This window comes from Pseudomonas salomonii, assembly GCF_900107155.1.
GTDB classification, from domain to species: Bacteria; Pseudomonadota; Gammaproteobacteria; order Pseudomonadales; family Pseudomonadaceae; genus Aquipseudomonas; species Aquipseudomonas salomonii.
Genome location: NZ_FNOX01000008.1, coordinates 17,309 through 40,968, shown reverse-complemented (window position 1 = coordinate 40,968; position 23,660 = coordinate 17,309). Strand labels below are relative to the sequence as shown.

Annotated in this window: 20 protein-coding genes; 6 read left to right on the top strand and 14 right to left on the bottom strand. The window is 59.4% G+C overall.

Going from position 1 to position 23,660, the window contains the following annotated elements; translation table 11 throughout:
* Positions 1 to 71 precede the first annotated feature (71 nt).
* A complete protein-coding gene (locus BLV67_RS18555; protein WP_065911091.1) occupies positions 72 to 902 on the bottom strand; it encodes a p-hydroxycinnamoyl CoA hydratase/lyase in 831 nt (276 codons plus the stop codon).
* Between the two features lie 213 nt (positions 903 to 1,115).
* Between BLV67_RS18555 and BLV67_RS18550 the strand changes: the two genes are divergently transcribed.
* Positions 1,116 to 1,604 carry a MarR family winged helix-turn-helix transcriptional regulator gene (locus BLV67_RS18550; RefSeq protein ID WP_056858004.1) on the top strand — a complete coding sequence of 163 codons (489 nt, stop codon included), beginning with the start codon at positions 1,116 to 1,118 and terminating at the stop codon, positions 1,602 to 1,604.
* 5 nt (positions 1,605 to 1,609) lie between these two features.
* On the opposite strand, the gene BLV67_RS18545 is transcribed toward BLV67_RS18550, so the two are convergent.
* Positions 1,610 to 2,935 (bottom strand): OprD family porin, encoded by a 1,326-nt coding sequence (locus tag BLV67_RS18545; protein ID WP_065911090.1) that lies wholly within the window; start codon positions 2,933 to 2,935, stop codon positions 1,610 to 1,612.
* Positions 2,936 to 3,241: 306 nt separating this feature from the next.
* Between BLV67_RS18545 and mhpT the strand changes: the two genes are divergently transcribed.
* On the top strand, positions 3,242 to 4,450 hold the full coding sequence (gene mhpT / locus BLV67_RS18540) for a 3-(3-hydroxy-phenyl)propionate transporter MhpT (RefSeq protein ID WP_069785904.1): 1,209 nt from the start codon (positions 3,242 to 3,244) through the stop codon (positions 4,448 to 4,450).
* Here the strand turns inward: mhpT and BLV67_RS18535 are convergent.
* From BLV67_RS18535 to BLV67_RS18525, 3 genes are all read right to left on the bottom strand, one after another.
* Entirely contained in the window at positions 4,428 to 5,375 is a 948-nt protein-coding gene (locus BLV67_RS18535) for a SphA family protein (protein ID WP_069785905.1), read from the bottom strand. The genes mhpT and BLV67_RS18535 overlap by 23 nt on opposite strands.
* Positions 5,376 to 5,455: 80 nt before the next feature.
* Positions 5,456 to 6,223, bottom strand: a complete 768-nt coding sequence (locus tag BLV67_RS18530) for a coniferyl-alcohol dehydrogenase (RefSeq protein WP_069785906.1) — start codon at positions 6,221 to 6,223, stop codon at positions 5,456 to 5,458.
* Between the two features lie 73 nt (positions 6,224 to 6,296).
* A complete protein-coding gene (locus BLV67_RS18525) occupies positions 6,297 to 7,772 on the bottom strand; it encodes a benzaldehyde dehydrogenase (protein ID WP_065931488.1) in 1,476 nt (491 codons plus the stop codon).
* A 270-nt stretch (positions 7,773 to 8,042) separates the two neighbouring features.
* Here BLV67_RS18525 and BLV67_RS18520 point away from each other — a divergent pair, with 270 nt between their 5' ends.
* Complete coding sequence (locus tag BLV67_RS18520) at positions 8,043 to 9,797, top strand: sigma-54-dependent Fis family transcriptional regulator (RefSeq protein WP_069785907.1); 1,755 nt, start codon at positions 8,043 to 8,045, stop codon at positions 9,795 to 9,797.
* Positions 9,798 to 9,895: 98 nt separating this feature from the next.
* Positions 9,896 to 10,507, top strand: coding sequence for a TetR/AcrR family transcriptional regulator (locus BLV67_RS18515; protein ID WP_058420689.1), 612 nt, complete (start codon positions 9,896 to 9,898; stop codon positions 10,505 to 10,507).
* Between the two features lie 46 nt (positions 10,508 to 10,553).
* On the opposite strand, the gene BLV67_RS18510 is transcribed toward BLV67_RS18515, so the two are convergent.
* The 4 genes from BLV67_RS18510 to BLV67_RS18495 all read right to left on the bottom strand — a co-directional run bounded on the left by BLV67_RS18510 (position 10,554) and on the right by BLV67_RS18495 (position 15,806).
* Positions 10,554 to 11,657, bottom strand: a complete 1,104-nt coding sequence (locus BLV67_RS18510; RefSeq protein WP_069785908.1) for a polyamine ABC transporter substrate-binding protein — start codon at positions 11,655 to 11,657, stop codon at positions 10,554 to 10,556.
* 40 nt (positions 11,658 to 11,697) lie between these two features.
* Positions 11,698 to 13,035 carry an alginate export family protein gene (locus tag BLV67_RS18505; protein ID WP_069785909.1) on the bottom strand — a complete coding sequence of 446 codons (1,338 nt, stop codon included), beginning with the start codon at positions 13,033 to 13,035 and terminating at the stop codon, positions 11,698 to 11,700.
* Between the two features lie 117 nt (positions 13,036 to 13,152).
* A complete protein-coding gene (locus tag BLV67_RS18500; protein ID WP_069785910.1) occupies positions 13,153 to 14,415 on the bottom strand; it encodes a serine hydrolase domain-containing protein in 1,263 nt (420 codons plus the stop codon).
* Positions 14,416 to 14,708: 293 nt separating this feature from the next.
* Positions 14,709 to 15,806, bottom strand: coding sequence for an NADH:flavin oxidoreductase (locus BLV67_RS18495; RefSeq protein WP_069785911.1), 1,098 nt, complete (start codon positions 15,804 to 15,806; stop codon positions 14,709 to 14,711).
* 102 nt (positions 15,807 to 15,908) lie between these two features.
* Here BLV67_RS18495 and BLV67_RS18490 point away from each other — a divergent pair, with 102 nt between their 5' ends.
* A complete protein-coding gene (locus BLV67_RS18490; RefSeq protein ID WP_069785912.1) occupies positions 15,909 to 16,784 on the top strand; it encodes a LysR family transcriptional regulator in 876 nt (291 codons plus the stop codon).
* A gap of 31 nt (positions 16,785 to 16,815) precedes the next feature.
* Here the strand turns inward: BLV67_RS18490 and BLV67_RS18485 are convergent, their stop codons facing one another.
* A complete protein-coding gene (locus BLV67_RS18485) occupies positions 16,816 to 17,064 on the bottom strand; it encodes a CsbD family protein (protein ID WP_065931481.1) in 249 nt (82 codons plus the stop codon).
* Between the two features lie 543 nt (positions 17,065 to 17,607).
* Here BLV67_RS18485 and BLV67_RS18480 point away from each other — a divergent pair.
* Complete coding sequence (locus BLV67_RS18480) at positions 17,608 to 17,805, top strand: hypothetical protein (RefSeq protein WP_069785913.1); 198 nt, start codon at positions 17,608 to 17,610, stop codon at positions 17,803 to 17,805.
* A 726-nt stretch (positions 17,806 to 18,531) separates the two neighbouring features.
* Here BLV67_RS18480 and BLV67_RS33350 read toward each other — a convergent pair.
* The 4 genes from BLV67_RS33350 to BLV67_RS18455 all read right to left on the bottom strand — a co-directional run bounded on the left by BLV67_RS33350 (position 18,532) and on the right by BLV67_RS18455 (position 23,640).
* Complete coding sequence (locus BLV67_RS33350; protein WP_069785914.1) at positions 18,532 to 20,712, bottom strand: protein kinase domain-containing protein; 2,181 nt, start codon at positions 20,710 to 20,712, stop codon at positions 18,532 to 18,534.
* On the bottom strand, positions 20,709 to 21,467 hold the full coding sequence (locus BLV67_RS18465; RefSeq protein ID WP_425272310.1) for a PP2C family serine/threonine-protein phosphatase: 759 nt from the start codon (positions 21,465 to 21,467) through the stop codon (positions 20,709 to 20,711). Before BLV67_RS18465 ends, BLV67_RS33350 begins: the two co-directional genes overlap by 4 nt.
* The gene (locus BLV67_RS18460; protein WP_025856744.1) at positions 21,457 to 22,134 is read right to left on the bottom strand and encodes a vWA domain-containing protein; all 678 of its coding nucleotides are present in this window, start codon (positions 22,132 to 22,134) and stop codon (positions 21,457 to 21,459) included. Before BLV67_RS18460 ends, BLV67_RS18465 begins: the two co-directional genes overlap by 11 nt.
* 183 nt (positions 22,135 to 22,317) lie before the next feature.
* Complete coding sequence (locus tag BLV67_RS18455; RefSeq protein ID WP_069785915.1) at positions 22,318 to 23,640, bottom strand: hypothetical protein; 1,323 nt, start codon at positions 23,638 to 23,640, stop codon at positions 22,318 to 22,320.
* Positions 23,641 to 23,660: the final 20 nt, after the last annotated feature.

Sequence of the window (23,660 nt, the reverse complement as noted above, 5' to 3'; positions counted from 1 at the left end):
TTCCTCTTTATTGTCTTTATCGGGAATACGTTCAAGCAGGGTACAACGGCGCGGCCGGGCGGCCGCGCCCTTCAGCGTTTATAGGCCTGCAAGCCAGGCTTGATGCTCTTGTCGTCGAGGAACTGTTTCATGCCCTGCTCGCGACCGCCTTCGGTGTCGAGCAGGCGCGACTGGTCGAGCTTGGCGTAGAGGTAATCCTCGTTCTGCTCCCAGGTCAGTTCGCGGCAGCGCTTGAAGCCATGCTTGGCCGCACGCAACACCACCGGGTTTTTCTCCAGCAGGTTGCGCGCCAGTTCGATGGTCACTTCGCGCAGTTGAGCCAGGGGCACGCTCTCGTTGACCAGGCCCATTTGCGCGGCTTTCTGCCCGTCAAAGGTCTTTCCGGTCATGATGTAGTACAGCGATTGACGATGGCCCACGGTGTCGGCCATGGCCTTGCTCACCAGGTTGCCCGGCGGGATGCCCCAGTTGATTTCCGAGAGGCCGAAGGTCGCTTCGTCGGCGCAGATCGCCAGGTCGCACGCCACCAGCGGGCTGAAGCCACCGCCGAAGCACCAGCCATTGACCATGGCGATGGTCGGTTTGGCGTACATGCGCAGCAGTTTCCATTGCCATTGCGAGGCTTCGCGGCGGATTTTTTCCTGGAGGATTTCCGGGCCGGCATCCACTTCGCGGAAGTATTCCTTGAGGTCCATGCCCGCCGTCCAGGCTTCGCCCGCACCGGTGAGAACCAGCACGCCGGCGGCAGGGTCCTGCTCAAGGGTTTCCAGAACGTCGATCATTTCCCGGTTCAGGGTCGGGCTCATGGCGTTGCGTTTTTCCGGACGATTGAGAATGACCCAGGCAATGCCTTCTTCGATCTCAACCTTGACTGTGGTCCAACGGCCTTCGTAATTGCTCATGGCGGTACGCTCTTGTTCTGGGTGTGAAGATGATTCGAAATTAAACCGCAAATATAGTTATGTCAATTAACTATTAATCTTGATAACCAATATTTTTCCTGCTTAAAACCCACGCGTTGTAGGCGCTGTGAAAACCCGGCATAGCCATAGCGTGCCAACACCGGCAAACTAGATAGCCTTATTAACCTGCACCTTTTGAGGATTGCACTGCCAATGGCCAAGCCTTCCAACATCGCCACCGCCAGCCAGGCCCTGCCCGACAACGACGAGGTACGGCCGCCGCTGGATTCAGCCCTGGACGATCTGATCGGTTACGCCATGCGCCGCGCCCAGCTCAAGCTGTTCCAGAACCTGATCGGCCGGTTGTCGGACCACGACCTGCGCCCTGCACAGTTTTCGGCCCTGGCGATCATCGAGCAGAACCCCGGGCTGATGCAGGCCGACCTGGCCCGCGCCCTGGCCATCGAGCCGCCCCAGGTGGTGCCGTTGCTGAACAAGCTGGAAAGCCGCGCGCTGGCCGTGCGGGTACGCTGCAAACCGGACAAACGCTCCTACGGGATCTTCCTCAGCAAGAGCGGCGAAACCCTGCTCAAGGAACTCAAGGCGATCGCCGCCCAGAGTGACCTCGACGCCACGGCCGCCCTCGACGGCCAGGAACGTGAAGAGCTGCTGCGCTTGCTGAAGAAGGTCTATCAGGACTGATCGGCCTACCAGAGCGCCACGGTGTAGAGCACCAGGAAACGGGTCTGGTTTTCATCGCGAAAGGCCGCGCCGCTCGGGAAGTCATTGCGGTAGATCGACTTGCGCGCCATGAACCCGACGTTCTTCAGCGGACCGCTCTGAATCACATACCCCAGTTCCATCTGGAACTCGCGCTCCTTGCGATCCTCGGCGTTCAACGCGGCCAGTTCGATGTGGTCGCCACGTACATAGCGCAGCCGAGTCTTGAGCCCCGGCACACCCGATGCCGCGAAGTCATAGTCGTAGATGGCTTGCCAGGTGCGCTCCTTGGCGTTGAGAAAGTCCGAGCTCATGGTCAGTTCGCTCATGCCCATCAGCTCCGTTCCCGAGATATAGGGCGTGGCCGTCTCCCCGCTTGAGTGCATGTAGCCAAGGCTGACGCGATGGCCGCCCAGGCGATAGCCAAACAACGCCGAGAGGTTGCGGTTATCCACCGTGCCCGCCTTGGCACTGCCATCCTCACGGCTGAAAAAACTGCGCAGGTCGCTGGTGAGCACGCCATCACCCACCGGCAGGTTGTGCAGCAGCGCCAGAGTGTCCTGCTGGTAGAGGTCCGCGATCTGCGAGTGATAGACCCGCAGGCTGAGGTCTTTGTTGACCTGGTAATCACCGCCGACGTAAGCCAGGTGCGAGGTGGTGGCGGTGGCGTTGAAGCGCCGGTTGGGTGAGGCGATGGTCATGGCCTGGTAGTCGGTGGAGTCGCGTTTGTTGATGCGGTCGATATAGCCCGTGTTGAGGGTCAGGCCATCGATGTCCCTGGAGCTCAACGTGGTGCCGCGAAACGTTTGCGGCAGCAGCCGCGACGGGCTGGCAAAGGCAAACGGCAGGAAGATCGACACATCGCCGGCCTTGACCGTGGTTTGGGCGAACCGCAGCTTGGCGGTTGGGGCCAGACGCGAATACTCGTCGGCGGCGCGCTTGTCGCTGGCCGATACCGGCAACAACTCGGTACCGCTGCGGTCCGGCGAAGAGTCGAGCTTGACCCCCATCAACCCGCGTACATCCAGGCCAAAGCCCACCGGGCCGGGGGTGTAACCCGATTCCAGGTTGAGGATGAACGCCTGGGCCCATTCCCGTGCAGCGGTCTTCGCACCGTCGTCCTTGTAGTCACGGTCCAGGTAGTAATTGCGCAAGGTCAGGGTGCCGTGGCTGTCGTCGATAAAGCCTGCAGCCCACAGCGAACCGGGCAGCACGCTCAAGGCCAGCAACGCCATCAGCCGGCGGGGAGTGGTGTTAGACACACAGGAGACGGACGCCGCGGCAACGGCGCCCTCCATAGGGAGTTCTGGCATGTTCGATGTCCATTTTTGTTGTTGTTATTGGGTTGGCACACGCTCGGCCCTGTCAGCCTCGCGAGCCAAGAATGGAAACAGCCCACGGTACTCGTCAACCGCAAATAACCGATAATCGAACATTAATAAAGCTATCTATTTTTTAGACACGAACAGACAAGCATCTCAATCGATTGAATTTAGTGACTTTATTCTGTTTTTTTACTGATTTTATTCCACGATTCATTTTTTAGTTATATTTGTTATCTTAATCCTTAGCAGCCACTCAAGCTCGCCACCACAACAAAAACAACAATGAGGTTTGCCATGGACAGTCCATCGCGTCGTTCGACGCTGACTATTGCGTTGTGCTTTATCGTTGCGCTGATCGAAGGGTTCGATCTGCAAGCCGCCGGCACCGCCGCCGCCGGGTTACGTCAAACCTTCGCCCTGGATCCGAAGATGCTCGGCTGGGTGTTCAGCGTCGGCATCATCGGCCTGCTGCCGGGGGCGTTCTTCGGGGGCTGGGTTGCCGACCGGATCGGGCGCAAAAAAATCCTGGTCAGCGCCGTGCTGCTATTCGGGTTGTTTTCCCTGAGCACCGCATTTGTCGAGAGCTACTCAAGCTTGTTGCTGGTGCGTTTTCTCACCGGCCTGGGCCTGGGCGCAGCGTTACCCAACCTGATCGCGCTGTGCGCCGAAGCGGTGAGCGAGCGCAACCGTGGCACGGCCATCAGCGTGATGTACTGCGGGGTGCCGCTGGGGGGAGCATTGGCCGCGCTGGTGGCGATGTTTTCCAGTGAGCACTGGCAGACCACGTTTATTATCGGCGGCCTGGCGCCCTTGCTGGCCGTGCCGTTGATGATCCTGCTGCTGCCTGAATCCAGTGCCTTCCGCCAACAGCTCGACAACACCGACGGCGCCCGCCCCTCCACCGGCCAGGCGCTGTTCGGCGAAGGTCGCGCACGTACCACGCTGGCCTTGTGGCTCAGCTACTTTTTCACCTTGACCGTGATGTACATGCTGCTTAACTGGCTGCCGTCGCTGTTGCTGGAACAGGGTTTCAGCAAACCCCAGGCGGGCATGGTGCAGATGCTCTTCAATATCGGCGGCGCCCTGGGTTCCCTGCTCGGCGGCGTGCTGCTGGACCGCTGCAATGCTGTCAAAGTGGTGCTGTCGGTGTATGCCGGATTGCTCGCGGCGTTGGCCGGGGTCGGGTTGTCGGTGGGCATTGTGCCCATGGCCATTGCCGGTTTTGCCGCGGGCTTGTTCGTGATGGCTGCGCAGTTGGTGCTGTACGCCTCGGCACCGCCCTCCTATCCCACCTCGGTGCGTGCCACCGGCGTCGGGGCCGCCGTGGCCGTCGGCCGCCTGGGTTCGGTGGCCGGGCCCCTGGCGGCCGGGCAACTTCTCGCGGCCGGCGCCGGCACCGCCGGGGTACTGCTGGCGACCTCCCCCGGGGTGGTGATTGCCGCACTGACCATCATCAGCGTGATGGTGCGTACCGCGCCTGTTAGAACTTATGCAGCCAGTTGAACACCAGTTTGTTGCCCTCGGTGCGGTTCTGCGCCTGCTGTTCAAAGTAGGCGTTTACCGATAGCACCTCTTCCTTGCTGAACGCATAGACCAGGCCTGGGCCAATGGCCCAGACCTTTTCCCGGCGCCCGCTCACGGCGTGCCCGTCAACCTGGGTGTCGGTGATCTGCTTCAACCAATAGCCGTTCAGCCCCACGCTCAGTTGCTGGCTCAAGGCATATTGCAGCGTCAGGTTGGCATGCAATGCCTGGCCGGCCTGGGTATCGGAAACATCCCCGAAACCTGCCTGCGGCTCATCATTCTTGCCATTCCACAGGTACATGAAACGCCCGCTCGCCGACCATTTCGGGCTCAACCAGTACGTCGCCGCGTAATACGGGTTGAATGACCAGAAGTGGCTGCCGGGGTTGATCGAACGATTGCGGTCATAGGCGCCCACCGGGATCGAGACATCAGCCTCCACACGCTGGGTCAACAGCGGGCTGCCATCGGCGCGGTTCAGGGTTGGCAGTTGCAGGAAGGCACCGACCGTCAAGTCACCAAAGCCGGCACGGGAACTCAGCGCCGCATTGTTCAACCCATCGTCGACATTTACATGGGCCAGGGAGGTGTTAATCAAGGTGAAGCCGGGCATCGCGCCATTGGCCAGGGGTTGGCCGACGTAGATGATCTGTGTGGTGGGCGCCACCACTTCCACATCCTGCCTGGGCAACGCCAGCTTGTTGCCGTGGGCATCGTTGAAACGGCTCGCTCGGGAGTACGTCAGGTATTCCTCCAGGTACCAGCCAGGCCCCGCCGGGGCCGGTGAGCCGTCGTAGAAACTGGTGGTGCCGAGGTTGAGTCCGGGCAGGTCGTAAGCATGGGCAGTCGATGTCAGTGCGACAAATGTCGTGGCCGCAACCGTCCGCAAGATAGGCTTGAGCATCTTGTATGTCCTGTATTTTTGTTGTTGTTCAAGACTCCCGGCACGAGGGGCCGCACCGGGATTTATCGCTGTGGCAGGCCCTACACGTAGGTGGCAGCCAAACCGCCATCCACCGGCAGATTGACCCCGTTGACCCAGCGCGCAGCATCCGAGCAGAGGAAGGCAATCACCGCCGCCACCTCATCGGCCAGGGCTGGACGGGTCATGCGCCGGCTGTCCTCGGCCACCCGCTGCGGCCCGAGCATGCTGACGAAATCGCCGAGAATCGGGGTAAACACCGGCCCCGGCGCCACGCAGTTGATACGCACCGCGTGATCGCGAAACCAGCCCTGGGATTGTTGGAAGCTCCACACGATCAGCGCCTCCTTGAAGTATTGATAACAGCTGGCCTGCTCCACCGGATTGGCCGCCAGCCACTGCTGCCCGGCCTCGAAGCTGTGTGTCGCGGCCAGCGCCTTGTGCAGCTCCAGCCGTTGCGGCCATTGCGCGCCAAGCACCGAGGCGACGTTGACGATGCTGCCGCCCGCCGGCATGCGTGGCAGCAACGATTGAGTCAGGTGCCGCAGCCCCAGGTAATTGACCGTGGCCACCGCTTGCGCGGGTGCCGTACCGGGCACCCCGGCGATGTTGCACAGCCCGTCGACCCGCGATGGCAGGCGCGCCACCAGTGCATCAATGCTGACAGGGTCACCCAGGTCAGCCTGGAAGAAGCCATCCAGGGTCAGTTGCGGTTCATGGCGATCCACACCGATCACCGTGGCCCCCTGGAAACGCGCGAGCCGCGCCAGTTCGGCACCAATGCCGGAAGCGACACCGGTGACGATCAGGGTTTTGTTGTGCAGGTTCATGTTCAAGCCCTCTTATTTTTGTATAGGCATGGGTGTATCAAAGCGATGAGCCAGGGCCGAGAACGGCCACGGCTCAGAATGGATAGACAGGCGGCGTATTCTTCACCGTGACCCACTGCCACTGGCTGTATTCGTCCCAGTCGGCCGGCCCGCCGACGCTGCCGCCGTTGCCGGAGGCACCGCGCCCGCCGAACGGGTTGATGCATTCGTCGGCCACGGTCTGGTCGTTGATGTGCAGCAGGCCGCAGTCCAGCCGCTCACCAATGGCCATGGCGCGCCCGACCGACGGCGAGATGATGGCGGCCGAGAGGCCGTACTCCGTGCGGTTGGCCAGCTCGATCGCTTCCTCGTCGGTGGAGAAACTGACCACCGTGGCCACCGGGCCGAACAGCTCTTCCTCAAAGGCGCGCATGCCCGGACGTACACCACTGAGCACGGTGGGCTGGTAGAACAACCGGTCATAGTCGCCGCCCGCCTCCAGCCGTGCGCCGGCCTGCAGGCTGTCAGTGACGATCTCGTGCACGCGCTGCAGTTGCCTTTGGTTGATCAACGGGCCGAGCGCCGCTTCACCCTGTGCGGCATTGCCCACAGTGAGCGCCCGGGCCTTGTCCACCAGCTTGCGGGTGAGGCTTTCGGCGATGGATTGATGCACGAGAATCAGCCCGGTCGCCATGCAGATTTGCCCCTGATGCAGCCAGGCGCCCCAGGCTGCATTGCTCGCGGCCAGGTCGAGGTCGGCGTCTTCGAGAATGATCAGCGGGTTCTTCCCGCCCAGCTCCAGCGCAACCTTTTTCAGGTGTCGACCGGCCACTTCAGCGACTTTGCGCCCCGCCGCCGTGGACCCGGTGAACGCAATCATCCGCACATTCGGATCGCGGCACAGCGCTTCCCCCGCCGGCGCCGCGCCGGGCAACACCTGCAGCAGGCCCTTGGGCAAGCCCGCCTCTTCGAACAGCCGGGCAATGAGAAAGCCCCCGCTGACCGGGGTCTGCGGGTCGGGTTTGAGCACCACTGCATTGCCCGCCGCCAGCGCCGGGGCCACGGAACGCAGTGACAGCACCAGCGGGAAGTTGAACGGTGAAATCACCCCGACCACGCCGTGGGGCTGGCGCCGTGCATAGGACAGTCGGCCTGCAGCACTGGGCAGCACCAACCCGTGAGGTTGGGACAACAGCCCCGCCGCCTGATGCAGCAGCACAATCGCTTCACGCACTTCGTGCTCGCCCTTGAACAACGCGCCCCCGGTTTCCCGGGCGACGTACAGCGCCAGCTCGGCGAAGGACCGCTGGGCCAGGTCCGCCGCTTTGCGAAATACCTCGGCGCGCTCCCTTGGGCCCAACGCAGCCCAGGCCGGCTGCGCCAGGGCCGCGCTGCGACAGGCGATGGCGATGTCGGCCGCATTGGCCATGGCGCAGCGCATCAGGGGTTCGCCGGTGGCGGGTTCAATCACGTCAATCACAGACCCCGACACGGGAATCCAGTCGCCGTTGAACAGGCATTCGGACGCGATGGCCCGCTGTAGAAAGGGGGTGGTCTCAGACACTGGCATTGGCAACTCCGGTTCTTGTAATTGTCATCGTCTGCACAGGGTGCAAACGCCGCATCCAGTCTTGAGCAAAGGCTGTGCCGCTTGTACGCAATGGCGCATACATAAACCGGCGAGGGCTCTGGGTCGAGGCCTGCCACGCAGCGTTCACACGCCTGGGGCGTTCACCCGCAAAAAACCCAGGCTCTGCCACTTGTTCAATTGATAAGGTTATGTTTTATAACTATCTGAGCAGTTGCTCATATCGATCACTCGCTTTGCAGGGGCATAACAATGACTAATCCCCACAGCGCGCTGCCCGACGACCGGGTGGCCACCGCGCCCTACCCGCCGCGCGGCGACAGTCGCCAACTCAGCGACAGCAGCTCGCCCACCACAGCGGAACTGGCCGACTGCCTGTTCTTTTCCCCTGAAGACGGGCGCATCTGGCTCAACGATCAACGCATGTTGTTGCTGCACAGTTCGTCGTTCGGCGCCCTGCGCGCCGAGGTCATCGAGCGCCTGGGACTGGACCAGGCCCGAGGCCTGTTCACCCGCACCGGTTATGCCTCCGGCGCACGGGATGCGCGCTTGATCCGCGAGCGCTGGCCACAGGCCGATGCCGCCGCGGTGTTTCGCGCCGGGACCCACTTGCACACCCTGGAAGGCATGACCAAGGTCGAACCGCTGCACTTTAAGTTCGATGCCGACTCGGGGTTCTATGAAGGGGAATTTCTCTGGCACCACTCGTGCGAAGCCGATGAACATGTAGGGGCCTACGGCATCGGCCAGGACCCGGTGTGCTGGACCGAAACCGGCTACGCCATCGGCTTCGTCAGCGGCCTCTTCGGGCAAATGGTGATTTTCCGCGAAGTGGAATGCCGTGGCATGGGCCATCGCCGTTGCCGCGTGATCGGCAAGACGGCCGAGCAATGGGGTGATGTCGAGCAGGACCTGCGCTACCTGAATGTGTCCCAGGCCGTCACTGGCCCTGCCACCCCCACGCTCGCAGGCCCCGTAGCCAGCGGTGGCGGAACCCGCCAGCCGCAACCATTGGTGGGCGCCAGCGCCGCGTTCAACGCGGCGATGCAAGCGCTGCAAAGGGTTGCACTGACGCCCGCGACAGTGCTGATCAGCGGTGAGTCCGGCGTGGGCAAGGAGATGTTTGCGCGCCAGCTGCACCAGCTCAGTCGTCGCCATGACAGCCCGTTTGTGGCACTCAATTGCGCCGCCATCCCGGATAATCTGGTGGAAGCCGAACTCTTCGGTGTCGAACGCGGCGCCTATACCGGCGCGACGCACTCGCGCCCCGGGCGGTTCGAACGGGCCCAGGGCGGCACCCTGTTCCTGGATGAAATCACCAGCCTCAGCCTGCCCGGGCAAAGCAAGTTGCTGCGAGCCTTGCAGGAACGGGAAATCGAACGGGTCGGCGGGGTGCGCGGGATCAAGGTGGATGTGCGCGTGGTGGCCGCCACCAATATCGACCTGCGTAAAGCGGTGGCAGACGGCAGCTTTCGCGAAGACCTGTTCTACCGGCTGAACGTCTACCCCATCGCCCTGCCCCCGCTGCGCGAACGCCGGGACGACATCCCGCTGTTGATCAATGCGTTCCTGACGCGCTTCTGCCAGGACTACGCCCGGACCCCGGCAGGCCTGACCATGCGCGCCCTGAAGACGTTGCTGCGCTACGACTTCGCGGGCAATGTGCGCGAGCTGCAAAACCTCATCGAACGCGGCCTGATCGCCAGCGATGAAGGCCAGGCCATTGATCTGGTGCATCTGTTTCGCAACGAACCGATGCCCGCCGAGCCCTATGGCCTCGACGACCAGGGCGGTCTGTCAAATACTGCGCAGGCGCCGCGCTCGACGCTGCTGGATACCCTCGCCCCGTTTGACCAGGGGGTTTCCATCGAAGGCCTTGAATCGCGCCTGATCACTGAAGCGTTGCAACAAAGCGCCGGCAACCTGGCCGCGGCCGCCAGGCTCGTGGGGCTCAGCCGTGCTCAATTTGCTTACCGTATGAAGAAGCACCAGCGGCAAACCCCTTGAATGGCAATTAGTGCTTTAAAAGCTTTACCCAATTAAGTATTTTGCAAGGGTATGGGGCCGACACGCGCCCCTCTTTTTATTCGTGACAAGGATCTCCTGTGAGTGGACTGCGTGAACGTCAGAAAGCCGAGCGCCGGCAAGCTATCAGTAAAGCCGCGGTCGAACTGTTTGAGCGCCAGGGTTTCCAGAACACCACCATCGAACAGATCGCCGGCCAGGCCGGGGTATCGCCGCCGACGGTGTTCAAGTACTTCGGCAACAAGCAGGAAATCATCCTGGAGATCCTGCACCACGCCGATCAACGCGCTATCAGCGACACCCGCAGCCTGATCCACCAAATAGACGACCCGGTCGAAGCGCTCTGCCACCTGGAACGCCTGCTCACGGGCTATGCCCTGGAAGTCATGCACCCCAGCCTGTGGCGTGAACTGCTGCCGCTGATCCTGTTCGGCGGCAGCAATGGACTGCCCGAAGGCTACCGGGCCATGAACGATGCGCTCAGGGCTGAAATCAGCGAACTGCTGCGCGAGTTGCAACGGGCCGGCAAGCTGCGCCCGCAACTCGATGTGGAATTGGCCGCGTTCCTGTTGAATGACTATTCGCACCTGCAACTGTTCAGGCTGGTGAACCAGGAACACCCGGATATCGATGCGCACTCCCTGCAGGTCAGGCGCATCACCGAGCTGGTGTTTTACGGCATGCAGGCCTGATTGCCTCCCGAGTCGAGCCCGGCGCGCACGCACCGGGCCAGACTGATCAGCGGTTGCTCTTGATGGCAGTCCAGGTGCGGGTACGAATGCGCTCCGCGGCAGCCGGGATCGGCTCCAGGGCGAACAGGGTCTTGCGCGCTTCGTCCGGCACATACATGTTCGGGTCGTTGCGGATGCTGGCGTCCACCAGCGCAGTGGCGTCCTTGTTCGGGTTGGGGTAGCCGATCTTGTTGCTGATGCGCGCAATCACGTCCGGGCGCAGGATGTAATTGATGAACGCATGGGCCTCCGCCAGATCGGGGGCCTTGGCCGGGATCGTCATCACGTCCGACCACATCGGCGCGCCTTCCTTGGGCAGTGCCATTTCGACCTTGACGCCCTTGCCAGCGGCATCTGCCAGTCGTGTGGCCAGTGCGACACCGCCGGACCAGCCCACGCCCACACAGATATCACCGTTGGCCAGGTCCATGCCGTAGCGCGACGAGTTGAAGTAACTGACGTAAGGGCGAATCTTCATCATCAGGGCCTGGGCTTGTACATAGTCCTCGCGCTTCTGGCTATTGGGGTCGAGGCCCTTGTAGTGCAAGGCAATCGGCAGGATCTCGTTGGCGGCGTCGAGAAAACCCACGCCACAACTGGCGAGCTTGGCGAGGTTTTCTTCCTTGAAGATGATGTCCCAGCTGTTCATCTGCACGTCAGGGCCGAGAGCTTTGCGCACCTTGTCGACGTTGTAGCCGATCAGCGTGGTGCCCCACAGGTAAGGCACGGCGTAGCGATTGCCGGGGTCACCTGCGGTTTCCAGGGTTTGCATGAATAGCGGGTCCAGGTGCTGCCAGTTTGGCAACTGCTTGCGATCCAGCGGCTGCACGGCCCCGGCCGTGATCAAGCGTCCCAGGTTGGCGGAGCCGGGAAACACCACGTCATACCCGGAGTTGCCCGTCAGCAGCTTGGACTCCATGGTTTCGACGGTGTCGAACACATCGTAAACCGGGCGAATGCCGGTTTCCTCCTGGAAGCTCTTGAGCACCTCGGGTGGCAGGTATTCGATCCAGTTGTAGATCCGTACGGTGCGTTCTTCAGCCAGGCAAAAACCACTGATGAGCAACGAGGCGACAGTGCCCAGCACGGTGTTACGCAAAAATCTGTTCATGATCAAAACACTCCAGCGCGGCCGCGATGGCTCGCAGCACTTAATAGCGGTAGGTGAAATACAGTTCCAGCGCACTGAACATCTGGTCGTTACCGAACACCTGTTTGGCGGCGGCCAGTGGCTTGACCCAGTTGTAGGACAGCGACGTATAGAACGACGGCGTGGGTGTCCAGTCGAGGAAAACCACACTTTCGTCGGCAAAGCGCCGGTCGCTGACCGGTGCGCCCAGGTAGTTTTTCTCATCCAGCCAGAACTGGTAGTGAATCGCGCCGAGGGTCAGGGTTTCGTTGAGGTGGGTCTTGAGGGAGAACTGCTGGACGTTTTCGTTGCTGTTGAACAACAGGTAGTTGCCGACCACGTCCCCGACCAGCCAGGTGCTCCAGTCGACGAAGCCTTTGCTCAGTGGGTCCCAGGCTTTTTGCCGGTTGTCGGTGAGGTTGTCGTCACCGGAAAAGCTCGCGTAGCGGTAGCCGAGGATCGGCGTCAGCGGCACGGTGCTGAAGGCGTAGTCGGCCTGGGCGTACCAGGCGTTGGCATCGTAGTCGACGCCCTCGCCGCTGCCGCGCTCCAGCGCGTACTCGGCATTCAGCGTCAGCGCCTGTACGCCGGGCACCTTGGCGTTGAGCGCCCGCAGGTTGTACACCTGCATGCCGTCCCGACGGCGCGGGAGCGTGCTGCCTCGGGGGCCAAGGGCATAGACCTTCATGGCCATGGCGCCGAGCGTCACCTGGTCATCGAGGTTGTAATCGAGGTTGACGCCGGTCATGCGGAAGTCGCCCAAGTCATCATCGGTGCGCAAGGTGAAGGCCTGGGACTTCAGTGCGCCATGGTCCCAGGCGAGGATCGCCGAATCCTTGAACGCGGTTCGCGGGCCGAGCCAGTAGGCGCCATCCTTGAACTGGTCGAGGTTGCCATCCATGACGATGAACCCCGTCCCGATCATGTAGTTCTGGCGGCCGGCGGTGAGCTTCCACTCCCCGGCGCGAAAACCGCCATAGAGTTCTTCGGCTGCGGCCTTGCCATCGGAGCTGCGGCTGAAGCCACCCGCATCGCCATCGCCGAAGGTGCTGGCCGCCACCAGAGAACCGCCCGCCAACAGGCTGAAATCCGGTTGCACCGCATACTCGAGTTTGACCCCCGGTTTTACGTAGACCTCTTGCCAGTTGATCCTGGCGCCGCCGTTTTTACCGTTGCGCGCATCGACCCGGCCGCTGCCGAAGTTGACGCCACGGGTAAACAACGTCGCCCCTCCTGCCGTGAGATTGACTTCGCCCTTGAGATCGCCGTCCTCAAAGGTGTAGCCCGCGCATGCAAAGTGGGTGGTCAAGGGTAAGCCGACCGCCAACAGCGCTCGAGAGAAACGCTTGGTGAATACCATAAGAAGCTCCTATGGAATTATTGTTGTTACAGGGCAGTCAATGGCGACGCAGGGCGCCGCCAACACCTGGGCAAGCCAGGTGAATAGAACGCAAAACTCTTATTTTTTTGGCGTGGGTCAGTGGCTCAAGTGAGCGGCGATGGCGCGCAGCATGCGCACGCTGTCGTTATCGAACAGGCTGACCGCATCGGTGAGCGACGATTGCTTGACGATCACCACGCCGGACGGCTTATCGATAAACAGGTATTGGCCGTGGATCCCCCCAGCCATCAGGGCTTGGCTGTGGTCGTTGAACACGTACCACTGGCTGCGATAGGACGCACCGGGCGTCCAGCGGGAGAACTCAGCATTTTGCGCGTAGATCGCCGGGTCCGCACCGGCGGTGATACGGGCCACCGTCTCGGGCGACAGCAACTCAGCACCGTCGTGGCGACCGTTGTTGGCCAGCAGGCGACCGAAACGCGCCATGTCTCTCAAAGTGGCGCTCAAGCCCGCCCCGGCCACGTTACGGCCCCAGGGATCGGCCAGGAAATAGCCGTCGCGCTCGCACCCCAGGCGCCCCCAGACCTCCTCCAGCATCTGACTGCAGGCCTTGCCCGAGGCACGTTCCATGACCCACGCCAAGGCTTCCGTGGTGGCCGTCACATAATGGAAAAAGCCCCCGTGGCTGCCGCGTTTCTTGAGGGATGGCAAGTACTGATACAACGATTCGAACTGCGCGTACTGCGCCGGTGCGGGTTGAAAGCCGCAGGCATAGCCGTACTGCGAGCTTTCTGAATTGGGGTCGTCATACACTTCGCTGTAGTCGATGCCCACCGCCATATCGAACAATTGGCGCACCGTCGCATCGCCAAATGCGCTGCCCGCCAGTTCAGGCACGTAGTAAGCGGCCGGCCGCTCGGGCTTGAGCACGCCGCGCGTCACCAACTGTTCACCCAAGGTACCGATCAGCGACTTGGTCACCGAGAACATGATGTGCCGGTCACAGGCGCGCTGACCGTTGAAGTAGCGCTCGTACAACACCGTGTCGCCCTGCATCACCAAAAAGGCGTCCGTCTGGCTGGCGACGAGGTGCTCGATCACACGGATGCCCAGCCCACTCTCACTGTCGAAACACAGCTGATCCAGCGCGCGCGGCGCCTCCTGAAGCTGACCGGCAGGCCCTGGCCCCGCCGACACATCAATGCTGGGGCGCAGTCGAGACAGATGACGAAACCCCCATTGATTGAAGGGCGCGCGCATCCAGTTGCTCCACGTTACCCGGTGTTCCGGCGCGGCGGGAAACCCCTGCATCAGCAGCGGCGCCACGCGAGTGGCCAATGAAGACTCATTGGCCTCGACATAAGAAGTCGCGAGGGAGAATTGGGCTTTATGACTCATCGGGATAACCCTGAAGATGACTCTGCATGAAGCAGATGCAGAGAAATAATTACCCCATATAATTTTTAGTCAATAAAACTTTTTATCTTAATAATAAATTTCCTTGCACATAGTGCGCGGAGCCACCCTCCCGAATCTCCAGCAACAGGCCTGTTAATAGGCGAGTTCTGCTCACGGCCCCCAGCCTGCCATCGAGCACCGCTGCGCCAGACCTTCAACCACGACCTTCACGTCAACATCGGTTGGGATCTGCACAGCCAGAAAGCGTCTAACTGGACGACAGAGGTCGGCGCTTAATTCAACTCGCGATCCTTGATATGGGCAAACGGCGCCAGCAGCGATGGGTCGAAAGGGTCCGGCGCACGGCCATCGAGCAACCGCTGCAGCAGGTCAGGATTGGCCAAGGCAGCTTTGCCAACGGCGATAATATCTGCGCCCGCCTGCAGGGTTTGTTCAACGCTGGGCGAGTCCTGCACGCCGCCATTGGCGATCAATGCGACACCGGGCGCATAACGGCGAGCCAGCGTGACCAGGCTTGCCTCGTTACCGGGAAAGGCCGGCTGCCAGGTGCGATGCTCGGTGACATGGATGAAGTCGACACCAGCGTCAGCCAGGCTGCCGAAGATCACCTGCGCATCGCGCTCGCCACCCGCCCATTTGTGCTGAAAATCATTGACCTTGCCCTGGGATATACGCACACCCACCGGCGAGTGCCCCACCACCTTTTTAACGGCGGTGATGACCTCAAGCGTCAGGTTCAAGCGCTGACGAACATCACCACCCCATCGATCTTCGCGTTGATTGGAATAGTCGGTCATGAACTGATCCAGCAAATAGCCATTGGCGCCATGGATCTCGACACCGTCGAAGCCCGCGATCTCAACAGCTCGTTTAGCCGCCTGAGCGAACCCTTCAATGGCATCCGCAATGTCTTCATCGCTCATCGCCTGTGGGACCCTATAAGCACCCTGGCCGTGATAGAACTCCATCTGCTCGCCTTTCGGGCGAATGGCCGAAGGGCCAGCAGACTGTTTGACAAAACGGTTGGCCTGGCTCAATGCGCCGGCATGCATGATCTGTGCGATGGCAGCGCTTTCATGGCGATGAATCGCCTCGACCACTGCGCGCCAGGCCAACGCCTGTTCGCTGTCGGTGATACCGGGCTGGTTCAGGTAGCCCTGGGCATACTGCCGATCGGTGTAGATCCCTTCCGTGATGATCAAGCCAAAACCGCCACGGGCAAAACGTTCGTAATATCGGGCCATTGCCGGCGTGGCATTGCCGTTCTCACTTGCACTGACGCGTGTCATGGGTGCAAGCGCCATACGATTTTTCAGTTTAAGAGCGCCCATATCGAATGGAGTTACACTGCGCAGGTTTAGTGCTGTCATGATTTGCCCTCACTTATTTGCCAGCCATGACGATAAGCGCGGCAATAGCCCATTAGAAGCGCACGCTTGCAATAAGGCGCCTTAACGGAAAAGGTTATAACCATGCAAATTCCCGAGATAGAGGTGTTCGCCAACGTCGCCATCAGCAGCAGCTTGTCCGAGGCCGCGCGACGGCTTGGATTGTCGGCGATGACCGTCTCACGACGCCTGGCGGCCCTGGAAGAAGACTTGGGTGTGCGCCTGGTACACCGCACTACGCGCTCCGTCGCACTCACACCGGAAGGCGAAATGTACCTGCCTTACGCAAAGACCATGCTCGAGGCGAACGAAGCGGCACGTGCCACATTGAAATCCAGCACAGGCAGTGCCAGCGGCACATTGAGGGTCACCGCGCCCAGCGTCTTTGGCCAAACCGTTATCATGCCGCTGCTGCCAGCGCTGCTGGCTGACAACCCAACCCTCAAGGTCGACCTGACATTATCGGACAGCATTATCGACATCGCCGGGCTCGGCATTGATGTGGCCATCCGTATCGCCACGTTGCGCGACTCAACATTGGTGGCGACCAACCTGGCACCCAACCCGCGCGTCGTCTGCGCAAGCCCGACCTACCTGGCGCAATGGGGCACACCGGCGGTGCTGGATGACCTCAACCATCATCAGTGCATCGCGTTGCACGGCATGCCCTACTGGCCGTTCACCAAAAACGCTGACGCTGTCACTCATCGCGCTCACGGCAGTTTCTCAGCCAACAGCGTCGAGGCGGTGCGCACGGCGAGCAAGCAGAACTTGGGCCTGGCGATGTTGACATACTGGGACATCAGAAACGAACTTGCCGAAGGCTCCCTGGCCCTTGTCACATTGGCAGATGCGGTACCCGAGCAACTTTCCATCACTGCGGTGCTTCCGACACGTCAGCATGTTCCGCGCAGAGTGCGCCTGTTCGTTGAACACTTGGAACAAGCGCTCAACAGATGAAAGGAGCCGCGACAGCATCGCGGCGTATGACTCAGCGGCGCAGGAGACGGTCCAGCACCAGCAGCGCTACTGCACCGATTGCAAGTGCAGCAACGGGTTTTTCTTTTACGAACGTAGACACGCTGTCCAGTGCGTCGCCGTAACTCTGGGTGAGCTGACCAGCAACCTGCCGACCCGCACCTTCAGCTTCCAGCCTCGAATCACCGAACAATTTCCCAACGGCGCCCTGGGCTTTGCCGGCAAGTTTTTCTGCAACACCTTCGACTTGTTCACTCTTCATCATTCACCACACCTTAGCGCGTAATAGGTAGATAACTCAGGTCGACCTGAGCCAGGGCAATCTGCACAGCGTTAGGGGGATGGACATTATGATTAGTTCAAAATTGATGAGGTTCCGAATCTGGGCGCGCTGCGTCTACTTTGCGCATAAGCGAAAAAAAGATGCCGGAGCGTCTATTCAGTAAATCGAAGGCAAAAAAAGCCACTCGAACACTTCCCACGCTTTCGGAAAACGACCGTATAGCCATGCGCTATTTGACCTGCGCCGTCACAAGGAGGTGTCCCGTTGTTGGCAGACTCGCGCCTACCCACCGCCAATCTGACCAGAGATGCCGGTTTGGTGGGCTCTGCGCTCAATCGCACCGCTATTCACCCAGCCTCGAAAGATCGCTCCTACACCTTCTCCAAACACTTCCGACGGCCCCCTCTGAAATACCCAGCAGTCACGAAAAATGACGAGCCCTTTTCCACAATAAACGTTATGTATTCAGTTGTTCTGGGCAAGAAGCCCACGTCTCCATTCAGCTCATGAAGAACCTGGCTCATGCTAAATACCGCATTTTTTCCCTCATTACGTACCGCCATCGGTACAGCCCTGCGGCCCCGACAACTCAATCGAGAGGAAGAGCGCCTGATCCATTACTACCGTTGTTTGTCGGAACAGGATCGTGAAGCGGTGCGCTGCCTGATGTTTGCGGTCAGGGAAACCAGCGAGGCGAACACCCTCACCCATAAAAAGTGACACCGTCATAGGTCAGTGAACGATGAAGTACCTGCGGGTTGGACATCTAGCCGGCAGCCTGTCGCCAACACCTCGCGATGGATTTTTCTACCCAGTCAGAGCATGCCTGCCGCCCTTATAGGCAACGCCATTACGCGCGTGATTGTGACGGTGACCTTGCCATCGAAACGCTCTGCCTTGCTAGAGTACGAAGCCCCATCGCCGTGGAGGATCTGCATCTCCCCATGCCCGCCTTCGTCACCCTCCAGCCCCGATTCCCCTTCGGTGGCCTGACCTTCTCCCGCTGTGTGGACGCCCTGATCCGACTGGATTTGCTCGACCCGCTGCCCTAGTACGTCGGCACATTTGCGGCGACTGGGGCGATGGGCGAGCGATCACTTTATCTCTAAACTTGTTTGCACCGGATCACCTGGACTCGGGCGGTTGTACGCAAAAACAAAAAAAGACGCCGAAGCGTCTATTCCTTAAATCCCAGGCAAAAAAAGCCACTCGTTAGAGTGGCTTTTTCTTTGTGTTTGGAGCGGGAAACGAGTTTCTTACTAAACGTCTATCCCTTAGAAAACATTGAACTCTTAAGTTCAACAACGCAATCTATGGACAGAATCATGGACTACTTCTTGGGGCATGACAAGCCTGTGAATCGCGCGGCTTACTACATCAGCCGCTCTCACCGCCTGCGCCACTTCGGGAGACGCCGCAAATCGCAGTTGACCGGCTAGTCAAGCCTTAGCTTCTCGTGCCTTTACATACGGGAAACTTGGAGCACCCCCAGAACTGACGCCCCGCATGCTTCCCCTTACGTGCGGTACGAGGAACCATCGAAGCACCGCAGCTCGGGCAAGCGTTCGTTGCAGATGAGCGTGTGGTAGTCGACACCGACGAACGAGAGGTCACCGGCGCTGGCTGGGCTCCGCTCGGCTGTATCTGCATTCTTTTGGGAACATCGATGGAGATTGCAGCTGGCGCAGGCACACTAATCCCCAACGCAGCACAATCATGTTGCGCGATAGCACGCGCTTGGAGTGCATGCGAGAGCGCCTGATCTGGTGCGTTTTTGGCAGAAAGGCAGCGTGGTATAGCAGCTTGCAAAGCAGCCAAACCCGACTGAATTTTTCTTTGGAGCTCTATTTGTTTAGTTGCGAACGCCGCACGAGTGGACTGCTCTGCTTGTAGATCGGACGGATCGGGTGTGGTGTTATAGCGGAATTTGCTCTCATGCCCCTGACGCCAAGCCAACATCTTTGCTGTCAGCGCCTCTCCGAAACCTGGCACCGCTCGAACTGCTGAAGCTGTGATGTCCGCAGCCGTCTCAATACCAAAAGAAGCAAGCGTGGCAGTCTTCCCCGCTCCGATGCCAGGTATGGACGCCCGTCGGATCAAAAATCGATCCAGGAAAACTACGCGCTGGCGCTCCTCGCGTGTCAACTTCAGCTGACTGAGCGCCTGAGTAAGACCCGTCTCGACCTGCCGATATCGAATGACTGCATCTTCCAAATCGGCACGCAAGATATGCATCTCTCGCAGACCAATTCTTTGAAGATAAGCTTGAGACGCCAAGCGCACTTTACTGTCGGCGTCTTGATAGGCTTTGCGGAAAGGCGTTGAGTCCACTTTAGTGGTAGCAAAGACCCGAATTAAACCGAAAAGGCCGAGACCGCCCCACAGCAGGGCTGCTTTTGGAGCGAAAACACATCCAATAATTGCAATTAGTAAAGCGACGCCTCCCATGATCGCTGGATCATGACGATTACCCTTTGCTTGCGTCACAGCAACGCTGGGGGCAGCGATAGTGCCACTCCAAACCGGCAAAACCTCCTCCGGAATCGGGAGATGCAGTGCTCGAATAGCCGCCCACACGCGTTCTAAATCAAAAAGCCCTGCCAACGGCACAGTGCCAACAGCCAGACCTTGGGGAAACATTTCGACCCCAGACTGACTCGCCAGCCGACACCACAAACAAGAAGTTGCCGAGCCTGGAAAATAGTGGGTCGATACGTCTGCGCAGCGGCGCAATCCCATCTCGAGTCCTTGGAGCAAACTGACCCAAGTCGCGGGGTCCGGACGTGACGATGGTGAGAGACCAAACGCGCTTTCCAATGCCGTCGCAATCGACCCAGGATAATCTGCGAGCAGCACGGAGCCGGGCGGTGGCGTGGTACGTGTGTCGTTCCGTCGAGCCATCGAAAAGGCAAAGCGATTCTGTGCGATCGATTGGCCCAGAGACAGATCCGGACCACTGTAACGACCTGCATAAGGGTGCTTACCCATCGCAAGCAACTGAAAAATAGCAACTGCAAGCCCGAAATTATCGTGAGCCTGGGTGCGGATGACCTTTGCAAGGCTACCCCCGTGAAGCTCCGGTGGTGTGAAGTCCTCGGTGCCTACAACACAAGGATAAGCGTGGCCTTTCAAACTGAACTGAAAACTGTCGGCATCAATCAATGCGACCGTCGCATCGGGACCTACCAGAACCCCAGAGTGATTGAGGTCGCCGATGATGCACCCGGCCTGATGCACTGTGGCGACAGCACGTGCGACATTCTGAGCCACGCGGACCAGAAAGCGATAATCGGCCTTTGGAAAGTGCATCTTGCGGGATTTTGGACTGTATAGCTCATGCAGCGCGCGGTACCCCGCCACCAGCCGCATGGTAAAACCGAGAAAGTTGCCAGAGGCATCAGTCACCACTTCGGCCGGAAAAGCGACGAGGGTTGTTGCACCAGCCAATCGCCCGTCAATCATCGCTCGAACTTTGTTCTCGCGGGAACCTCGCAACTCGGTCTTGTAGATCTTGACCGCGCAGTCTCCCCGCCCTACCAGCGCGTACACATCGCCTTCGCCGCCTTTGCCCAGTTGCTTATCGAGTCGCTCGGTTTTACCGCCGATTTTGACCTGCGTAGAACTCATCGACACGACACCAAAATGAGTGTCTTGTCATCATCCGTGCGCTCGCACAGCGAAGGGCTCTGCAAATAACGCGCGAGTGCGTCTGATAATTCGGCAAGGCGCCCATCCGCCCGTGCTTGATCCACCGGTTTGATCATCGGGTCGAAGAAGCGAGCAAAAGGTTGTTGCGTAGCCTGCTCCAGCGCAACGGACTCAAGCCCATCTGAAAAAAGCGCGAACGCGTCGTACTCCCGATCGAAGCGATAGGTGTGCAGACGAACTTCAGGATCATCGGTAACGAAATAGGTCGTCGAAGCAAACTCACCGTTCTCTGGCCAACAAATGGCCTCCCACACACCCGTCTTGCGCGCCACGAGTGCACTATCGCCGATCTGTAAGGCCAAGACCTGATCTTTGAACACCACCAGCATGACCAGTGTGGCAGCAAACTGTCGCCGAGTTAGGCCTCGCTTCTGCGCGACCATAGAGAGATGATCGCGGAGTTGGTCAATCCAGCACATGATCGTTTCGTCGCAGGGCAAAACTTCATGCTGTTTAAACCAATTGCGAAAATTGACCCGCAGGGTGCGGCACACTAATGCAGCGCCTTGCCCTCCGTGACTAGCACTGCCCGCGCCATCAGAAACGATCGCACACATTGCATCTGAATGGACCCGCATGATGCTAAACGCATCCTGCTTGCGTGTGCCCATTCGCAGATGCGACGTGCCAATACACGACGCCGAGGCCCAGCGCCAATGCAGTCTATTCTGCAACTGCCCACCCCGTTGGCCCTGTCGGATTGGCGAGAGGAACCGCATCCCCCGGACTCGATTGCGATACGGCGCTCAGCGAGCTCGATAACCAAGCAAAGAGTTCTCGAAACGCCAGACCTTTCAGCTTGAGCGGTTGACGTGTTCCCAACTGAGTGAGAGTCGACATTTCCGCACCCTCAACACCGACGGAGTAGAACATGAACTCCTTTCGTTCCTCGCCCTCATGAACACGTCGGCGCGCTTCCTGCCAATTATCCGTTGGTGCACCGTCTGTAATCAGAAAAACCCAAGGCCGGTAATACTTGACGCCGTTGGCTCGGTAACGCTCTTTACGTTCACGCAGCAGATCCAACGCACGCTCAACGGCCTCGCCCATTGGCGTAACACCACTAGCCTCTAACACTTCAGGGAAATAACCATCAACCGTCGTGAACTCGGTTTGGACGTTGACCGGTCCAAAGGTCACCACTGCCAACTCTACCCGCTTCGCTGCCATTGCATCGGCATACAACTCTTCTTTGAAGAATTGCAGCGCATCGTTCAATTGGCGGATTGGCGCGCCATTCATGGACGATGACGTGTCCAACAGCAGTATGCAGGGGCATCGTTGCTCCGGATTCTCTGCAAACTCGGCGTCCGCAAAAGGTTGCTGCTCAAAATCGGTCATCTTGTCCCCTTCCAGTCCCTGACGAAGCTGTCATACGTGATAGCACGATAACATTGCGGATCATAGAACGCACAAAATGATAGGGACAGCCTTCAGCAGCCACGTCTCTCCCACCCCACCCAGATGCTGTGATGGACAGGCTTGCTAACCGCCTCTTCTTCCTCTGAAGTTGCCCCGCCACCTTTACGACCGAAGCGCCTCACCAATTTCCTCAATGGCAAAACCAACGTCATGGCCGGCACGAATCAACTCCGCAAACCGCAGCATTACTGAGGAACTGACGTCGTGGGCCAGCGCCATGGTCATCAATTCCCGTATCGGTTCGTCGAGCTCTGCTTCGACACTAGGTGAACACCCTTGCCCGGTGAGCCAGGTAACAAGGGAAGAGACCATATGGCCTGAGGTATTTTCGTCAACACCCAGAATTTCACCCAATACCATGCCCAATGTTCCGGCAGGATGCTGGTCCGGGCGGCTCCATGACTTGAGCTCAATCGACTCGCGCTGCACCTTCTCTAGGTTCCGCCGAATTTTCCCGGGAATGGTCGCAGCCGCTTTTGGACGGTTGTAGTACTCGCGATTAGCTAAACTTGCGGCATCTCTGACAACCTTCCAGGCCACCGACCAGAGCTGCGAGACACTATAGGTTTCAAGTGCTGATCGCAGGGTACTTTTAATTTCCTCCAGCTCTTGTTCAGTTAGTTCATGGTTATAGAGTGCACATTGGATACCCAGATAGCGCATAACATCAGCAGTTGAGTAATCAAGCCACAGATTGAAGATCCCTTCCCCGTCTGTGTACACCCTATCCGACAGGCTCCGGATAACCTCGTCTGCACCTCTTGATTCAGCATCGGCTGCCAAACGATAGACCACTTGATCCCTCACCATCCAAATCTCATCGCCCTCCCAATAGTAGGTGCCCGGCCTGGCCTTGCAGGGGTCATCAAGGACCAGACCAGCCTCGCGCAATTGCAGCACAAAGTCACCGATATATAGTGGTGCGAGTCCTCGGCAGTCACCTATTGTGAAACCGCCATTGGCCAGTCTCGGCGTAATGGCCCTGTCTAACGCCAACAGCATCAGCACATGAGCATCCGGAATCGCTGAGTAGTCCACCGTTCGTGTTGACTGATTGCGGGAGTATTCTGCCAACTGCCGCTCAAGCTCCGCAGCTTTCGACCTTTTAGCTTCCAGTGCAATGTCATCCTGGTCTTTCTGACACAACGTACAGAGCTTGATGGATGGCTGGGGTACCTTCTTGGCCTGTGAGCGATTTTTGATTTCGATCAATTCTGCGCATTTGGGGCAGACCTGATTTTCATCGAACGCGTTGCAACGCTGCCGTATGAAACTGGTCAGCGTAACGCCCTGAGCCATTTCAATAAGACCCGCTAGGGCGCTCACTTTTTCGAGGTATTGCCCAAACTTATCGACGGCCCAATAACGTTCGATCAACTCAATTTCTTTAGGGTCTTCGGTCAACATTTGTAGCCTGATTGCCATGTAAAGGTCCTATTCCACTC

Coding starts and splice junctions, on each gene's coding strand:
- mhpT (WP_069785904.1), top strand. CDS start 3,242: ATGGACAGTCCATCGCGTCGTTCGACGCTGACTATTGCGTTGTGCTTT.
- BLV67_RS18455 (WP_069785915.1), bottom strand. CDS start 23,640: ATGGCAATCAGGCTACAAATGTTGACCGAAGACCCTAAAGAAATTGAG.
- BLV67_RS18480 (WP_069785913.1), top strand. CDS start 17,608: ATGCTAAATACCGCATTTTTTCCCTCATTACGTACCGCCATCGGTACA.
- BLV67_RS18490 (WP_069785912.1), top strand. CDS start 15,909: ATGCAAATTCCCGAGATAGAGGTGTTCGCCAACGTCGCCATCAGCAGC.
- BLV67_RS18555 (WP_065911091.1), bottom strand. CDS start 902: ATGAGCAATTACGAAGGCCGTTGGACCACAGTCAAGGTTGAGATCGAA.
- BLV67_RS18510 (WP_069785908.1), bottom strand. CDS start 11,657: ATGAACAGATTTTTGCGTAACACCGTGCTGGGCACTGTCGCCTCGTTG.
- BLV67_RS18550 (WP_056858004.1), top strand. CDS start 1,116: ATGGCCAAGCCTTCCAACATCGCCACCGCCAGCCAGGCCCTGCCCGAC.
- BLV67_RS18485 (WP_065931481.1), bottom strand. CDS start 17,064: ATGAAGAGTGAACAAGTCGAAGGTGTTGCAGAAAAACTTGCCGGCAAA.
- BLV67_RS18520 (WP_069785907.1), top strand. CDS start 8,043: ATGACTAATCCCCACAGCGCGCTGCCCGACGACCGGGTGGCCACCGCG.
- BLV67_RS18505 (WP_069785909.1), bottom strand. CDS start 13,035: ATGGTATTCACCAAGCGTTTCTCTCGAGCGCTGTTGGCGGTCGGCTTA.
- BLV67_RS18495 (WP_069785911.1), bottom strand. CDS start 15,806: ATGACAGCACTAAACCTGCGCAGTGTAACTCCATTCGATATGGGCGCT.
- BLV67_RS18535 (WP_069785905.1), bottom strand. CDS start 5,375: ATGCTCAAGCCTATCTTGCGGACGGTTGCGGCCACGACATTTGTCGCA.
- BLV67_RS18525 (WP_065931488.1), bottom strand. CDS start 7,772: ATGCCAGTGTCTGAGACCACCCCCTTTCTACAGCGGGCCATCGCGTCC.
- BLV67_RS18545 (WP_065911090.1), bottom strand. CDS start 2,935: ATGCCAGAACTCCCTATGGAGGGCGCCGTTGCCGCGGCGTCCGTCTCC.
- BLV67_RS18460 (WP_025856744.1), bottom strand. CDS start 22,134: ATGACCGATTTTGAGCAGCAACCTTTTGCGGACGCCGAGTTTGCAGAG.
- BLV67_RS33350 (WP_069785914.1), bottom strand. CDS start 20,712: ATGAGTTCTACGCAGGTCAAAATCGGCGGTAAAACCGAGCGACTCGAT.
- BLV67_RS18500 (WP_069785910.1), bottom strand. CDS start 14,415: ATGAGTCATAAAGCCCAATTCTCCCTCGCGACTTCTTATGTCGAGGCC.
- BLV67_RS18530 (WP_069785906.1), bottom strand. CDS start 6,223: ATGAACCTGCACAACAAAACCCTGATCGTCACCGGTGTCGCTTCCGGC.